The organism is Mesorhizobium sp. WSM4808 (assembly GCF_055811675.1).
Genome location: NZ_JBVVQX010000005.1, coordinates 18,064 through 34,473 on the forward strand (window position 1 = coordinate 18,064; position 16,410 = coordinate 34,473).

Genomic DNA, 16,410 nt, shown 5'->3' on the forward strand with positions numbered 1-16,410 from the left:
CGCTGCCCCTCACCCTTACCCTCTCCCCGTGAAGAACGGGGAGAGGGGGTCGTCAGCGTTGGAGCGTCTCCCTTCTCCCCGTCACTATACGGGGAGAAGGTGCCGGCAGGCGGATGAGGGGCGGCGCCAACGTTGGCAAGATCAACGAACGACGGGAGAGAGACATGGTCACCGACAGTCTGCTAAAAACCTATGCCGAGTCCGACGCGCTCGACCTTGCGGCACTTGTGAAGCGGGGCGACGTTTCACCGGCGGAACTGGTCGAGGCGGCGATCACGCTGGTCGAGCGGCTCAACCCGGCGCTCAATGCGGTCATCCATCGCCTCTACGACATGGCGCGGGCGCAGGCCGAGACGGTCGACACATCAGCGCCCTTCGCCGGCGTGCCGTTCCTGCTCAAGGAGCTCGCCTCGTCCTGGACCGGGGCACCGAACACCAACTCCTCATTCTACCTCAGGGATGTTGTTGCCGATTTCGACACCGAAGTCGTTCGCCGCATGAAGGCGGCCGGGCTGGTGCTGGTCGGCAAGTCGAACGCGCCGGAGAATGGCTGGTCGATCACGACGGAACCAAAACTCTACGGTGTGACGAAGAACCCGTGGAAGGAAGGCATCACCCCCGGCGGCTCGAGCGGCGGCGCTGCCGCGGCCATCGCTTCGCGCATGGTGCCGATCGCCGAGGCCAGCGATGGCGCCGGCTCGATCCGCATCCCGGCCTCCTGCTGCGGTATCGTCGGCCTGAAGCCGTCGCGCGGCCGCGTCAGCCTCGCCCCGTTCGGCGACTATTGGTATGGCGGCGCCTATTTTCTCTGTTGCTCACGCACTGTGCGTGACACGGCAGCCTATCTCGATGCGGTGGCTGGCGCGCTGCCCGGCGACCCCTATACGCCGCCGGTTCCTGATGGCAGCTGGCTCAGCCTCTCAGCGCGGGCGCCAAAGAGGCTGCGCATCGGCTTTTCCGTCACGCCGCCCAACGGCACCGCGATCGATCCGGAGGTGAAGGCGGCGGTGCTGCTGACCGTGGCTGCGCTCGAGCGGCTCGGCCACGACGTCGAGGAGCACGATATGCCGCTCGACGCGAACGCTGTGTGGAAGACCTACACCAACATGACCTGCGTGCAGACGGCGGCGACGTTCGACTACCTTGAAACGGTGATCGGCCGGCCGGTGACGCCAAGCGATGTCGAGGCGGTGACTTGGGCAATCATCGAGCGCGGCCGCTCGACCAGCGGCACCAGGCACATCTCCGATGTCGAGCAGCTCAGGCAGGTCGGCCGCGACATCGTCGGCGACCTCTGCGCCTACGATCTCTTCATCACCCCGACCCTGACGCAGCTGCCGCGCCCGCTCGGCTATTACGACATGTCGGAAACCGACATCGACCGCTACAACGCCAAATGGACGGACTCGGTGTTTGCCTTCCCCTTCAACATCTCCGGCCAGCCGGCGATCTCGCTGCCGCTCGGCTGGTCGAAAGACGGCGTGCCGATCGGCGTGCAACTGGTCGGCCGCTACGGCGACGAGGCAACGGTGCTGGCTGCATCGGCGCAACTGGAGCAGGAGATGCCGTGGAGAGGGAGAAGGCCGCCGGTGAGTGGTTAGGTGCTGGGTACCGCGTGCGGCTTCGAGATTGGCCAAGTCGCCCATCGCTTCGTCATCCTCGGGTCTCCGCGACGGAGCTTCGCTCCTGCTCCGCCCGTGGATGACGAAGGTGGGGAGGCTTCGGCCAATCTCCAGCGTGCAGACTCAAAGCCGGCTATCCAATCCTCTCCAGCCGCCTCGGCAGGCGGTTCATGGCGACAGGCCCGTCCGGCGTGATCAGGAACTGGTCCTCGAGATTGAAGCTGGCGAGGCCGTCTATGTAGAGCGGGATCTCGAAGGCCAGCACCATGCCGGCTTCGATGACGACATCGCTATCGGCGGCGATGAACGGCCATTGCTCCGAGAAGACCGACTGGCCGACGCCATGGCCGAAATGACCGCGGCGGTAGGTGCGCAGCCCTTGCCGCGCCAGGCTGTCGGTGGCGACGCGATGCACGTGGGCGAGCGTGGCTCCCGGAACAAGCGCGGCCAGCCCGTCGTCAAAGGCCCGCTCGGCGATCGCGTGCAGTTCGGCCTGCTCGGCGGATGGCGATCCGAAGGTGAAATTGCGCGACATGTCGGAGGCGTAGCCGCCGACCGTGCAGACCATGTCGCACTTCAGCGGATCGCCAGGCATGGCTTTCGCATCGGTGCTTTTGGCCTTCGCGCCCAGCGTCACATATTCGGCTGTGGCGACCGGATGGGACAGGCCGGACGCGGCCGTGGCGACGCCTTGCCGATAGTGGGCAATGAGATCGCCCTGACGCATGCCGGCCATGGCATCGACCTGCAGCCGCTCCAGCCCGGCTTCCGACAGGATGATGCCTTGCTGGAGCAGATCGATCTCGCGCGGCGACTTGATGGCCCGCAACCTGTCGAGCACGGCCGAGCCGTCGACCATCGTGCAGCCCGGCAGCAGCGCCTGCATGACCGAGAGATCGGCGGCGGGAATAAAATCGAGATCGACGCCGATCCTTGCGCGCTCAAGTCCGAACCCGCTCAGGATCTCCTTCAGTTCGCGGACGGAACGGGCAAGTTCGAATGTTGCCGGCCGGGAAAAACCAGGCGCCCGGCCAGACGAGGCAAGGCCGGCCTCGACGCGTTGCGCCAGCCCTTGCCCTGCGGTCGAGGCGTCAAGCGTGGCGGTTTCGATCCAGATCGGGTGGCTGCGGATGACGGCATCCGACAGAGCCAGTTGCAGCTGTCCCGCATTGAAATCCGCCACCACGACGCCCATCGGCAGGTCTCGGCCAGCCGGGATGACGACGAAGCCGGCGCCGGCGCGCCGGAACAGTCCCGACGGCCCGATCGAGGCTCCGGTCGCATAGTGGAAGGCCTCAGGCGCGCACAGCACCAGCGCCGCGATGCCGGCGCGGTCCATCAGTTGCGCCGCGCGCTGGCGATCGACAAAGCCTGTCATGGGTTTCTCCACTGTCCGAAGCGGCAACGGAGCATTCCGGGTGCGCACAATCAAGCCGCTGACAGCAGCTACTTGATCGATTCCAGCTTGGCGACGGCGGCGGTGAAGCCGGCCAGCGACACCGGGATGGTGACCGGCTTGCGGGTGACCGATTCCATGCCGATGTTCAGATTGGTCCCGGACTTCATGGCCTTGATGAGATCCGCCGACAACGGCGTGGCGGCATAGGCGCCGTTCTGGTCGCTGGTCTGGATGGCAATCGTCGTCTTCTGGCCCTGGTCGATCTGGAAGGAGGCGCCGGACGGCAGGAACAGGCCGTGCGGCAGGGCAAGCAGCATGGCGAGGCTGCCATTGCCGTTGTCGCGGCGCACGGTCACGGTCAGCACGCGCTGCCCGGTCTTGGCCTCGGTCAGGTTCTGCGACACCTGGCACTGAAGCTCGGTGGTCGCCGAACCGGAGGAGCAGTTCACTGCCCACGGATTGGCATCGGCCGGTTTTGCATTGGTTTCAGCCGGCTTTGGCTGGGCCGGCTTGGCATCTTCGGCAAGGGCTGGGCCGGCGGCCAGACCAAGCCACAGGGCGGCCAGCCCCGCGGCCATGCCAAGTAAATTAGATCGAGCTAAAGTAAGTGCCATGTTGTTTTGCCGGATGCCTTGCATGTTTCCTCGCCGCGCCCCGGTATTCTCCCGAGCATGGCTTGATACAACACTGGCGACTGTTCCGAAAGCCGAGCCGGAGGCAAGCAAGCCGGCGAAATTACTGTGGCCTTTCAGACACAGCGAGCAATTTTGCAGGAAAGCTCTAGAAATCGGATCGGCCAGGACTCGCTATACAATAGAATTCGAGTAAGAATCTACACGGGGCGCGTGTAGTCCCCGAAGGACTCGCCAGGGATGGGAACTACCGAGACTTCTCGGCAAGTTGTTGAGATAGCGGCGCGTGGGGAGGATTTCCACGTTCGCGCTGGCTATCGCCGTTCGCAAATCGCCAGGCATCTTTGGAAGACGACGGCGCTGACGACGCTGGCGCTCGGCCTTTCCGGTCTGACGGCCCATGCCGATCCGAACGGCCTGTGGCAGCCGCAGATCCGCGCCATCATCGGCGCCGACAACAATGGCGGCAACGCCGCGCTCGAAGGTTTCATCCCGCTCAAGCAGACGGCCGAATCCGTGCTGTTCCTGGATGTCCGGGCCAAGCATGATTTCAAGGATGGTTCCGGCCAGGATGTCGGCCTCGGCATTCGCCGCATCGTCAACCCGGACCTGATGATCGGCGGCTACGCCTATCTCAACCTCGAGAACTACAACTCCACCCAGTTCACCGCGGCCACGCTGGGCGCCGAGGCAATCACGCCACATTTCGATGCGCATGTGAACGTCTATCTGCCGATCAAGGGCGATTCGACGGATCACTCGACCAGCTCGACCCTGTCGATGGTCAGCAACCAGCTGATCGAGCAGATCTCGGTCCTCGACCACCGCGACTACGCGGCGTGGGGCATCGAGGGCGAGATCGGTGCGCAGGTGCCGGTCGCCCTGCCCGACAAGCATTCGCTGCGGCTCGACATCGGCGGCTATCATTTCGAGGACCCGCACGGCGACGACGGCAGCGTCACCGGCGGCAAGGCCGGGTTCGAGTATACGATCGGAGATGTCTTCGGCAGCAACACGGAACTGGTCTTCGCCGGCGAGGTCCGCAACGACAATCGCGACGACACCCAGTTCGCCGGCAGTGTGCGGCTGAACATCCCGTTCAATCCCGGCAGCGGCTCGGACAATGGAGCCGAAAATGGGGCCGATAGCGGGCCGGAGCCGGTCTATCCGGTCAGCGAAGGCCTGCGCAAGCGCGTCAACGAACGCGTGCGTGGCGATATCGGCGTCCGCGTCCAGTCGCAGACGCTGACCGGCGGCTCGACGACGCGTGTCGCGATCAACGCCGCCACCAATGACGCCTTCGGCAAGTTCTATTTCGCCGATGGCGGCCTCGCCGGCGCCGGCACGCTGGCCGACCCGACGACTCTGGACGACGCCGTGACCAAGTCGGGTGCGAACGGCTTTGTCGTCGCGCTTGGCGGCAACGGCAATCTGACGACCGGCGGCGTGACGCTTGCCAATGGACAGACCGTCATCGGCGGCGGCGAAAGCGTCACCGCCAGGCTTTTCGGCGGCGGCACCAGCACCTTCAACCTGGGCGGCAGCGACGGCACGATCCAGGGCACCAACGTCGCCAACCCGGTCATCACGCTGGGCAACGGCAACACGCTCAACGGCATCACCATCACCGGCGGCGCCGACGGCATTTTCGGCAACAACATCACCGGCGCGACGCTGACCAATGTGACGGTCACCGGTGCGGGCGGCAACGGCGCCGACTTCACCGGCAGCTCGACCGGCATCACCGGCTCCAATTTCACCGCCACCGGCAACGGTCTCGACGGCCTGCACATCGACGGCGACGGCACCTACAATTTCACCGGCACGACGCTGCTGCAGGGTAATCTCGACGACGGTCTCGATATCAGCGGCAAGGGCACCTACACCTTCGCCACCGTCAATGCGCAGGACAATACTGACCGCGGCATCACCGTGCAGGGCACGTCGACCGGCGGGACGTTCACAACCACCGGCGGCACCGTATCGGGCAATGGCGGCACGGCCGTCTTCATCGATCCGATCACCGCTCATGTCGTGCTGGACTCGATCAGCCAGAGCGGCGGCACGTCGGGTGTCGTGCTCGAGAATGTCGCGGGCAGCTTCACCGTCAACGGTGCGACGACGATCTCCAACACGACCGGGCCGGCGATCGCCATTTCGGATTCGCCGGCGGCGATCCGCTTCGGCGACATCAACATCACCAATCCCGGCGCCGACGGCATCTCGTTTGCCGGCGTCAATGCGGCGGTGGTCGCCGGCAACATCGTCATCTCCGGACTGGGTGTCGGCACCGGCCTCGACTTCTCCGGATCCAAGACCAGTTTCACCGCCCAGTCGCTCAACATAACCGGCACCGGTGCTGCCGGCTCGATCGGCATCGACCTGACCTCGCCGAGCGTCGGCGGCGCGGTGATCACCGTCACCGATGGCGGCGTTATCACCAATGTCGATACCGGCGTGCGCTTCGGCCTAGCGGGGTCGCCCGCCAATTCGGCCAACGCCGAGTTCACCTTTGGCGGCGGTTCCAGCTCCATCTCCGGCATCACCGCCTCGCTCGATGCGCGCGGGCTCAATGAGGGCAGCGGCCACTACGCCTTCGGCACGACACAGTTTGCCGGCCCGCAACTCTACGACCTGCGCAATTACATCTTCGTCGCGGCCGGGGCTTCGGGCGGCGGCACGTCCATCACCGACCTCGCCTCGATCGATTATGCCGACAGCATTACCGCCAGCGACGCCATCATTGTCCTGGTCAACCGCGGGACGATCGACGACGCCACCGGCTTCTCGCTGAGCGACGGACAGGAACTTGCGTCGTTCGGCAACGGCCGCGCGTTCTCGCTCGGCGGGGTGCCGTTGAATGTCACCGGCACCAACGTCCATCATGACGAATCCATCTCGGATTCCGCGGGCGCGGCAACGCTGACCAGTTCCGGCGGCGGCGATGTCGTGACGCTGGGCAACGGCAACACATTGCTCGATTTCAATATTGCCGGGGGCGCCGCCGCCGGCATCCACGGCCTGGGCATCAATGGCCTGACCGTCCAGGGCGTGACGGTCAGCAATGTCGCAACCGGCCTCTTCCTCGATGGAGTGACCGGTACGGTCTCGGTCGACGACCTGACCGTCCAGACCGCATCTGAAATCGGCATCGTGCTTGTCGGTTCGAGCGCGACCGTCAATTTCACCGGCAACACCAAGATCACCAACGCCACCAGTGCGGCGCTGTCCGCCAACAATTTCGACGGCATCGCCACCTTCGACGATCTCGACATCACCGGCGGCGGCGTAGGCATAGGCATCGTCGGCAGCTCCAGCGGAACCTTGACCTTCGGGGTCGGGAGTTCCATCGCCAACACGAGCAGCAACGCCTTCTCCATCAGCAACTCGACGCCCAACGTCACCTACAACGGCACCATCAACCAGACCGCTGCTACCAGCGCGGTGGGGATCTCCGGCATGAGCGGCGGCAGCGCCACGTTCGGTGGAGCGATCACCGCCAGCACCGCCACCGCCTTTGCGATCAACCTGAGCGGCAACACCGGCGGCACAATCAAGTTCACCGGCGGGCTGGATCTGACCACGACGACCGGCACCGGCTTCAGCGCCACCGGGGGCGGCACGATCACAGTCGCGGCCGCAGGCACGGAGCAGATCACCACCGGCACCGGCCACGCGATCAATCTCGACGGCGTCACCATCGGCACCGGCGGCATGGCGTTCGACAGCATCACGACAGGTGTTGCGCAAGCCACGGCGCTCAACTTCAATGCCGTTTCGGGCGGCCCGTTCCTGGGTGGCAATGTCACCATCGGCGGCACCGGTGGCGGCATCAACGGCCTTGCAATCAACGCTTCGTCATCGACCTTCACCATTACCAATCTGGTGACGACCAATGTCGCGGGCACCGATGTCAGCCTGACCAACAACACCGGCTCGATCGCGATCCTCGGTGGCGCCATCGCCAATTCGGGCACTGGCGACGGTGTCGTCGTTTCCGGTGGCAGCGCGACAATCGGTGTGGCGGCCAACATCTCCAGCTCGGCAACCGTGCCAGGCACGGCGCTCAAGGTCGACGGCACCACCGGCGGCTCGGCGACCTTCAGCGGCAGCATCACCTCGACCGGCACCGGCAATCTTTTCGCGATCGGCTCGACGCTGCCCCCGGTCGGCGGCGCGATCAGCTTCATCGGCTCGACGCTGTCTGCGACGGGCGGCGGTGGCGCCGTCGTCACCGGCCTTGCCGGAACCGCGACGCTGAACGTCACAGCTCCGCTGTCGATCACCGGCGCCACTGCCACCGGCCTGGCCGTCGCCAATGTCGCCAGCACCGCATCGGCGACCTTCGGGGCGGTGACCGTGTCGGGCGCCACGGGCAATGGCATCGACATCACCAACAATGCCGGCGCCGTCACCTTCGGCACCACCAGCGTGACGATGGGTTCGACCGTCGGTCCAGCCGGCATCAACTTCGCCCTGACCAATGCCGATGTCACATTTGGAACAACCAATGTGACGATGGGCTCCGGCGCCAACCAGACCGGCATCGACTTCAGCGGTTCATCGACCACGGCCGATTTCGGCGTGACAACGATCACCGGCACCGGCGACCTCACCTCGCGCGGCATCGACCTGTCATCGACGACGGGCAACAAGACCATCACCTTTCTGCAGGGCTCCAGCATTTCCAATGCTGGTGTCGGCGTCGAACTGTCGTCGGGCGGCACGACGGCGACGTCGGCCAACGCCAACTTCACCTTCGGCGACGGCGACGCGACTGTGCTGCAATCCTCGATCACAGCGGCCAGTGGCGGCTACACGGTCGACACGATCGGGCTCGATCCGACGCTCGGCAATTATGATTTCGATGATGTCGCCTTCACCGGCAGCGCCAATCTGGCCAGCGCGGTCGGCGGGGTCGTCATGATTTCCCAGGACGGTGGCGTGATCGCTGCCGGCACCAACGGGCTCAGCGCCGCGGTGACCACGGTCACGGCCGCTCAGGCCGATGCCATGACCGGCACACTGACCTTCGCCTTTGTCGGCACGGTCGATCTGAGCGCCACGCCGTTCACGCTCGATTCGGGCCAGTCGATCACCGGCTTCGGCAACGGCAGTTCGATCATCACCTCCGGCACCATCCAGCCGATCAATGTCCAGGGCAATCTCGGCGCCACCGGTGGCAACGTCACCGGCAATGAGGGCGTGGTCAAGAGCACGGGCGGCGATACGTTGCAGCTGCTCGGCAGCAACCAGGTGCGCGACACCGCGTTCGACTTCACCGGCGGCAGCGGTTCGGTCTTCACCATCGACCAGAATGCCGGCGGCTTCAGCAATGTCGGCGGCATCGTCATCCAGGGCGTCACGGTCAGCAATGTCGCCACCGGCCAGACGGCGTTCAAGGTCGCCGGCCTCGACAGCAATTTGTCGATCACGGACAACAACGTCAACGTCGCCGGCACGCTGCTCGACGTCGATGGCGGCGCCGGCAACATCACGGTCACGCGCGGCACCTTGCCCAACAGCGGACCGGCGGGCACGCTGACCGGCGGCGGCATCTCGATCGCCAACCGCACCGGCGGCACGATCAACTTCACCGACAAGGTCACAGTCAACGGCAATGGTGCCTCGCTTACCAACAACGCTGGCTCTACGGTCACCTTCGCCGATCTGGACATCACCACATCGGGCGCGACGGCGTTCAGCGCCAGCGGCGGCGGCACGGTCAATGTCACGACCGGCACGATCAACGCCACCAACGCGCAGGCGGTGGCGCTCGACGGCATCACGGCCGGTATCAACTTCGCCTCGACAAGTGCGACTTTCGCTTCCGGCAGCGGCATCGACCTGCAGAACCTGGCCGGCACCGCAAGCTTCGGCACCGGTACGCTGACCAACACCGGTTCGGGCACGTCGTTCAATGTCGGCTCGACGATCGCCGGCAGCGGTGGCAACGCGACGATTTCCTATGGCGGCACGATTGCCAGCAACGGCACGGGCGCCGCGGCGTCGATCCAGAGCATGACCGGTGGCTCGGTGACGCTGTCGGGTAATCTGGCCGATACCAATGCGTCCGCCGGCGGCAACATCGTCGTTGCCGGTAACGACGCAGCCGCGATCACCTTCTCGGGCACCAGCAAGGTGATCAGCTCGGGCGCGACGGACGGCGTGAGCTTGGGCATCATTGGCAATTACGGCTTAGGCGCCCCGGCACTCAATACCAACAGCACGATCGACTTCACCCATGGCGGCCTTGATATATCGACAATGGCCGGGGCGGGCTTCGTCGCAATTGGCGATTTAGGCCCGGCTGGCGCAACCTCCACCATTATTACCGTCACCGGCGCGGGCAACAAGATCAATGCCGGCAGCGACGGGCTTGCTGTGTATGGTGCCAATGTCGGCAGCGCCGGCATTACCTTCGACAGCATCTCGGCGGACTCCACGATCCCCCTTCCCGGCGACCCCGGCGGTGCCGGAGTGACGCTGTTGGGCGCCAATCTCGTCGGGGATGTCAACATCGGCGGCCTGAGGGATACTGGATACACCGGCGCCTGGCTGTACGCCCTGAGTGGCACCGGAGAGGTCAATTTCACCGGGACGATCGATCTCGACGTCCAGTATGCCGGGTTCAATATCGGCGGTCCCGAGGTTGGTACCGTCAACATCGCCAATGTCGCCGGATCCACCCTGACCATCGATGGCGGCCAGTTCGGCATCATACAGAGCTCGCAGGGCGGGACCGTCAACGTCGGCATCAACGGCAGCGCCAGCATCACGAATACCACCCTCTCGGCTATCAGCCTCGGCGGCGGCAATGACCTGGCCTTCACCACGCTGACCTACAAAGGTTCGATCACGGTCGGTGTGGGCGCGGTGTTAAGCGCCACGGGCGATGCGACCCGTCTGAACATGAGCGGTTCCGTCGTTTCCACCACGTCATCGACGGCCTTCGACTTCTTTGGCCATGCCGAAGGCATATACGATATTTCGAGCACCATCGATCACAGCGGTGGCGAGGGTGTCGCCATCGGCGGCTCGGCCAACGGCACGGTCACCTTCTCCGGCACGTCGAAGATATTCAACACCGGCGCCAACGATGCCATCGTCAAGGCACCGTCGTACGTGATGGACCCGCAGACCAAGGGCACTCTCGCCTTCACCAATGGCGGCCTTGTCATCACCACCAGCAGCGGCGCCGGCTTCACCGCCAGCACCTTCGGTTCGGGAACAGTCAGCGTCACCGGCGCCGGCAACACCATCACGACCACGAACGGCGGCACGGCGCTGAAGCTTGGCGACGCGACGGCGGTCGTCGCCGGGGCGAAAGGCGCGACGGTCGGCGCCGGTGGTATCAAGTTCGATACGATTTCGGTCAATGGCGCGGCGACCGGCATATCGCTCAACAATGTCAGCGGCGGCGTAATCGATCTCGGCACGGTCAACCTGCTAGGCATCACCGGTGCCAATGCGCGCGGTGTCGACATTTCCGGCACGCTCGGCTCGACGTTGAATTTCGCCAGCCTGAACATCGGGCTTGGCGCGGCGAACACCATCGGTCTCGACCTCAACGGCGCGTCGCTCGGCGCGAGCAACATCACCGCTGGCGATTTCGACGTCGACGGCGGCGGTTTTGCCGGCACGATCGGCATCGACATGGCCGACACGACCGGCACCGGCACGATCCAGCTCGGCGACACGGTCAACAACAATCCGGCGGGACAGACCTCCAAGATCGACAATGTCGGCTATGGCGTCCAGTTCTCCAGCGCCACCAACGCCCAGCTCGTGTTCGGCGACGGCGCCGGCCCGGCCGAATCGTCGATCAAGACCACAGGCGGCCAGGTCATCCACGCCACCGACACTTTGCCGACCAACGGCGACTACAATTTCAACGACGTCAATTTCGATGGCGACATTTCGAACCTGTCCTCCTACAAGGTCTACTATGTCACGGCCGATGCCACCGCCCTTGGCGACGGCAGTCTGCTCAATCCAGGCACCTACGCCAACGCCCAGACGTCTTCGGCCAATGTCATTGTGCTGATCGACAAGACCGTCGACGGCGGCCAGGCGACGATCGACCTCGGCGCGACGTCGTTCCAGCTCGATGACGGACAGGTGCTGCTCGCCTTCAAGAGCAACGACGCGGCGATCGATGTCTCGCAGCTTGGGGTCGACACCAGCGCCGGCGCGTCGCCGGCGTTCCACTTCACCACGGTGCAGAATTCGCCGATCATCGCGGCGCCGGCGGGCATCGACACGCTGCGGCCGGTCCTGCAGAGCAATAACGCCACGCAGGTCATCAATCTGGCGTCATCAGGCAGCGGCATCTTCACGGGCGGCATCCAGAACCTGATCGTCAGCAATCTCGGTTCCGGTGCGGGCGTTGCCGTCAACGCGACCGGCGCCTCCAGTTTCTTCGTCAGGAACAACACCATCACCGCCGGCGGCAACGCGCTCGACTTCTCCACCACGGGAGCTCCGGCCAATACGCTTCTGCTTTCGATCGACGGCAACACGCTCAGGTCGACCGCGTCCGGACTGGCTGCGTCGTTCACCGGCCAGAACGTCGATGCCGACCTGAACTCGATCGCGATCAGGTCGTTTGCCGGCAACACGGCGACCGGGGGCGCCGGCAGCGGCGGCATCGCCTTCAACAATGTCCGCTTCGATTCCGATGGCGCCGGTGGCACCGTCAGTGCCGGCACGCTCGGCGTCGGCACGCCAGGCGCGCGGGTCCAGGGCAACGGCCTCAGCTTCACCAACACCAGCGGCACGGTCGATCTCGGCGCATTCATCGTCTTCAACACTGCCGGCACTGGCGTGGTCGCCAACACCAAGACTACCAATTTCACGCTAAACAGCAGCAGCGGCACCGTCTCGACCAGCGGCGGCGCCGCACTCGATCTTGATCCGCTGACCGTCAACCTGGTGCTGGGCACCGTCACCTCCACCGGCAGCAGCAGCGGCGGCATCATCTTTGACGGCGTCGCGGGTACGTTCACCGTCACCGGAAACACCACCGTCACCGCGGCGGCGACCGGCGGCATCATGGCAATCAACGCCGGCAACACCGGCACGTTCAACTTCAACACGATGACGCTGGGCAACACCGTGACCAGCGGCGGCGGCATTCAGGTGGCGAGCGGTACGCTCAACATCTCCGGCCTCGCCAACATCGACACGACCAGCGGCGTCGGCATTTCGCAGAGTGGCGGCACGATCAACTTCACCGGCGGCGTCACCGTCGACACCACCACGGGCACCGGCATCCTTGGTACCGCCGGCACGATGAGCATCACCGCTACGGCTGCCGCCCAGACGGTGAACGCAACCGGCGGCACAGCGATCAATCTCTCCGGTGTCGCCGCCACCATCGCGCTCGATTCGACCTCGTCGGCCGGTGGCGTCAACAATGTCAGCCTGACCGATGTCACTGGCATTGTTGAACTTGGCACCGGCGCGCTCAGCGGGGCGACGGGCGCGTCGTTCAATGTCGTCGGCGGCACGGCTGCCGTGAGCTATTCGGGCACGGTCAACAATTCGGGCGCATTCAGTCCGGCGCTGAATGTCCAGAGCCGGCTTGCCGGCGCCGGCCTCGTCGCCCTGAGTGGCAATCTGACGGCCAGCGGGCTGGGCGTATCGCTGAACAACAATGCAGGCGGTACGGTGACGGTGTCCGGCGCCTCGAACAGCTTTACCGGTGGGGGCACCGGCATATCGATCACCGCCAACACCGGCGGCACCTACAACATCAGCGGCGCCAGCTATGCCATCGGCATGAGCGGCGGCGGGCTTGGCGTCGATATTGCCGGCAACAGCGCCCCGGTGACGGTCAATTTCAGCGGCGGCGGGCTGGCGATCGTGACCTCGGCAGGCGCCGGCTTCAATGCCACGGGCTCCGGCACGATCAGCGTCACCGGCGTGGGCAACTCCATCGCCACGGGCACCGGTGTGGCGATGAACCTGAGCGGCGTCACCGTCGCGGCCACCGGCATGAATTTTTCCTCGACCAGCAACGGCGCCGGCGGCAACAGCGCCGTCGTCCTCACCAACGTCATCGGGTCGGGGACGATCAATCTCGGCGCCGGCACGCTGGTCGGCGGCAGCGCGGCGACCATCGCTGTCAGCGGCGGCACCGCCAACCTCAACTATACCGGCAATGTCAGCCAGTCGAACAATGCCACCCTGGTCAGCGTGGCGGGCGGCCACAGCGGCACGCTCAACTTCGCCACCGGTACGCTGTCGGCGACGAACGGTACCGGCCTGCAGTTCGACAATGCGGACGGCATCTACAATTTCGTCGGCACGATGACGCTGAATGGCGGCAATGCCAGCGTCGACATCCTCAACGGCTCGGGCGGCACGTTCAATTTCGGCACCGGCACCTCGATCATCAGCCCCAGCGGCACGGCGTTCAACGTCAATGGCGGCACCGCCACCGTCACCTATGCCGGCACGATCACGCAAGCCACCGCCGGCCAGCGCATGATCGTCGTCGCCGACACCGCCGGCGGTTCGGTGAATTTCACCACTGCCGTGGCGAACGGGCTCAACGACACCGGCGGCACCGGCATTGTGATCGACGGCGCGGCGGGCAGCGTCACCGTCAACAATGCCAGCCTGACGGGCACGGCCGGCATCACCATTCTCGGCGATTCGACCAACAATGCGACCGGCACCTACACCTTCAACAATGTCGCCATCCAGACCGACGCGGGGGCTGCGAACAATGCCTTCGTCGTCGATGGCGACCAGGGCACGCCAGGCAATGACGACGTCAGCGCGGTCGTCAACCTGAACAATGTCGACATCACCAACCCTGGCGGCAATGTCGCCAACATCCGCGGCATGGCCGGCGGCTCGGTCAATTTCGACAGCGCCAGTTCGATCACTCGCAACGACGGCGGGCTGGGCATTGCCGTGCTCAGCAACGCCGGCGGCACGATCAACTTCGGCGGCGCGGTCAAGACGCTCTCGACCGGTGTCAACGCCGCCGTCATCATGACCAGCAACCCCGGCGCCACCATCAACTTCACCAATGGCGGGCTGGTTATCACCACAACGAGCGGCGACGGCTTCAACGCGACCGGCGGCGGCACGGTGACGGTGCAGGGCACCGGCAACACGATCACCTCCGGCACAGGCACGGCGCTCAACGTCGTCAACACGAATATCGGCGCCAGCGGGCTGAATTTCCAGAGCATTTCGGCGAATGGCGGCACCAACGGCATCGTGCTCAACAATACGGGCTCGGGTGGATTGACCGTTACAGGTGTCGGCACCACCGCCGGCTCGGGCGGCACAATTCAGAACACAACCGGGCGCGGCGCCAGTTTCATCAGCGCGAGCAACATCACGCTGAAGAACATGAATTTCACCAATGCCGGCACCGACGATCTCGATGCCGACAATTCGGGGCTTTCGACTGGTGACAACCTCACGACCAACGCGGCCATCCATCTTCAAAACGTCTCTACGGCGACGCTGGACCGGATCGCCATTTCGGGCGGCGCCGAGCAAGGCATCAACGGCAATACCGTTTCGAACTTCACGCTCAGCAACAGCAGCATATCGAATGCGGGCAATGGAGCGGACGAAGATGGCATCCATTTCTACAACATGTCCGGCACCAGCGCGGTCACCAACACCACGATCACAGGCAGCGGCGACGACAACTTCCAGCTGCAGACCCAGTCCGGCACGCTCGCGCTGACGATTTCAGGCGGCAGCTCGACTGGCGCCGTGCTTGGCAGCGGGTATCTGTTCGGCATCCGTGGAACGTCGAACGCCACGATCAACTTCTCGGGTGCCAATTCGAGCAACAACTTCAGCGGTGGCATCGTCGCCGATGCATTCGACAACTCCACAATGAACCTGAACGTCATCAACAGCACTTCGAGCAGCAACAACGATCAGCTGTCCGTCAGCGCCGGGGACAACAGCGATGTGAGCCTCGTCGCCACCGGCAACACGCTGAGCAGCGCGGCGGCGGGCGACTTCGTCGTGGTGAGCCTGCTCGGGTCGGCGTTCGACAACGGCTTTACTTTTGACGCTCGAATTGAAAGCAATACCATCACGGTCGCAAACGGGCTGACAGCGGATGGCATATCCGTATTCAATGCCGGCGGCGGCGCCATGCGGGTCGGAATCAAAAACAACTCCATCGACTATGCCGGCACGCAACGCGCCATCCTTGTCCAGACCGGACAGGACGGCGCCGGCAGCATCCTGGCCCAGATAACCGGCAACGCGATTGACATCAAACTGGATGGGACCGGAGATGCAGTTGCTGGCATTCTCGTCCAGTCAGCCGTCACGGACCCGGAGGGAAATGGTGCATCCGTCGATCTGAGCATAGGCGGCGCCGGCGCGCTCGCGAACATCTTTACGCATTCGCTTGGCGGCACCATGGCGGCTGGTGACATCCGGGTACGTCAGCGCAACAACGGGACAATCAACCTTAGCGGCTATGCTGGGGGCGCCATGGATACTGCTGCCGTGATCGCTTATCTGAACGGCCGCAATACAGTTGTTTCTGCATCTACCGCGACGGCGCAAACGAGCGGATTTACCGGGCTTGCCACGCCGCCGTTCCCATGATGGCTACGTTGATGAGGTAGAAAGGCCACCATTCGGTGCGACGATCTACAACCTTGGGTATACACTGCCTTCCTGCGCCTCTCGTTATTTAAATACTGTCTATTATTTTATAATAGTACTTGGTTTGTTAGAAACCCAAGTAGACTTCTAT

The 16,410-nt window shown here is 64.5% G+C and carries 4 protein-coding genes; 2 read left to right on the forward strand and 2 right to left on the reverse strand.

Annotated elements, in window-relative coordinates; all coding sequences use genetic code 11:
• The first annotated feature begins 164 nt into the window (after positions 1–164).
• Complete coding sequence (locus AC0L2U_RS10115) at positions 165–1,601, forward strand: amidase (RefSeq protein WP_473601842.1); 1,437 nt, start codon at positions 165–167, stop codon at positions 1,599–1,601.
• Between the two features lie 154 nt (positions 1,602–1,755).
• Here the strand turns inward: AC0L2U_RS10115 and AC0L2U_RS10120 are convergent, their stop codons facing one another.
• Together AC0L2U_RS10120 and AC0L2U_RS10125 are read right to left on the reverse strand one after the other, a co-directional pair.
• A complete protein-coding gene (locus tag AC0L2U_RS10120) occupies positions 1,756–3,000 on the reverse strand; it encodes a M24 family metallopeptidase (protein WP_473601843.1) in 1,245 nt (414 codons plus the stop codon).
• Between the two features lie 68 nt (positions 3,001–3,068).
• Positions 3,069–3,599, reverse strand: a complete 531-nt coding sequence (locus AC0L2U_RS10125; RefSeq protein WP_292682937.1) for an invasion associated locus B family protein — start codon at positions 3,597–3,599, stop codon at positions 3,069–3,071.
• A 294-nt stretch (positions 3,600–3,893) separates the two neighbouring features.
• Here AC0L2U_RS10125 and AC0L2U_RS10130 point away from each other — a divergent pair, with 294 nt between their 5' ends.
• Complete coding sequence (locus AC0L2U_RS10130; protein ID WP_473601845.1) at positions 3,894–16,259, forward strand: beta strand repeat-containing protein; 12,366 nt, start codon at positions 3,894–3,896, stop codon at positions 16,257–16,259.
• Positions 16,260–16,410: the final 151 nt, after the last annotated feature.

What these genes read in the sequence shown, in the direction of transcription:
- AC0L2U_RS10115 (WP_473601842.1), top strand. Translation starts at nt 165, where the DNA reads ATGGTCACCGACAGTCTGCTAAAAACCTATGCCGAGTCCGACGCGCTC.
- AC0L2U_RS10120 (WP_473601843.1), bottom strand. Translation starts at nt 3,000, where the DNA reads ATGACAGGCTTTGTCGATCGCCAGCGCGCGGCGCAACTGATGGACCGC.
- AC0L2U_RS10125 (WP_292682937.1), bottom strand. Translation starts at nt 3,599, where the DNA reads ATGGCCGCGGGGCTGGCCGCCCTGTGGCTTGGTCTGGCCGCCGGCCCA.
- AC0L2U_RS10130 (WP_473601845.1), top strand. Translation starts at nt 3,894, where the DNA reads ATGGGAACTACCGAGACTTCTCGGCAAGTTGTTGAGATAGCGGCGCGT.